This is a genomic window from Mangrovimonas spongiae (assembly GCF_003944795.1).
Taxonomy (GTDB): domain Bacteria; phylum Bacteroidota; class Bacteroidia; order Flavobacteriales; family Flavobacteriaceae; genus Mangrovimonas; species Mangrovimonas spongiae.
In genome coordinates, this window is sequence record NZ_RWBG01000009.1 from 1 (window position 1) to 1,129 (window position 1,129).

Sequence of the window (1,129 nt, forward strand, 5' to 3'; positions counted from 1 at the left end):
TTAGATTTACGGTAACATCGTTACAGTCATCTGTGTAGTTTAACGCGACGGCATCAGCGTCGAATGGTAATTCACTCTCGGCATCGGCCATACATCCGTTATGATTAGCTTCACCTTCTGGCGCTGTGCCTGTTGGTGCGTCTTGATCGCTTCCGTTATGGATTAACTCCTCACCTTCTAAGGCGTTACCACAGTTGTCTACAACTTCGTATGTGTAAGTTAATGTCCACTCGCAATCTGTTCCTGTTACTGTTGTATCTGTTAGATTTACGGTAACATCGTTACAGTCATCTGTGTAGTTTAACGCGACAGCATCAGCATCGAATGGTAATTCACTCTCGGCATCGGCCATACATCCGTTATGATTAGCTTCACCTTCTGGCGCTGTGCCTGTTGGTGCGTCTTGATCGCTTCCGTTATGGATTAACTCCTCACCTTCTAAGGCGTTACCACAGTTGTCTACAACTTCGTATGTGTAAGTTAATGTCCACTCGCAATCTGTTCCTGTTACAGATGTTCCTGTTAGATTTACGGTAACATCGTTACAGTCATCTGTGTAGTTTAACGCGACAGCATCAGCATCGAATGGTAATTCACTCTCGGCATCGGCCATACATCCGTTATGATTAGCTTCTCCTTCTGGCGCTGTACCTGTTGGTGCGTCTTGATCGCTACCATTATGGATTAGCTCCTCACCTTCTAAGGCGTTACCACAGTTGTCTACAACTTCGTATGTGTAAGTTAATGTCCACTCGCAATCTGTTCCTGTTACAGATGTTCCTGTTAGATTTACGGTAACATCGTTACAGTCATCTGTGTAGTTTAACGCGACAGCATCAGCATCGAATGGTAATTCACTCTCGGCATCGGCCATACATCCGTTATGATTAGCTTCTCCTTCTGGCGCTGTACCTGTTGGTGCGTCTTGATCGCTACCATTATGGATTAGCTCCTCACCTTCTAAGGCGTTACCACAGTTGTCTACAACTTCGTATGTGTAAGTTAATGTCCACTCGCAATCTGTTCCTGTTACTGTTGTATCTGTTAGATTTACGGTAACATCGTTACAGTCATCTGTGTAGTTTAACGCGACAGCATCAGCATCGAATGGTAATTCACTCTCGGCATC

1 protein-coding gene is annotated in these 1,129 nt (G+C 44.8%); it reads right to left on the bottom strand.

The window, feature by feature from the left end; genetic code table 11:
* The coding region (locus tag EJA19_RS12730; protein ID WP_158611384.1) for a hypothetical protein at positions 1-1,129 on the bottom strand (1,129 nt) is incomplete at both ends.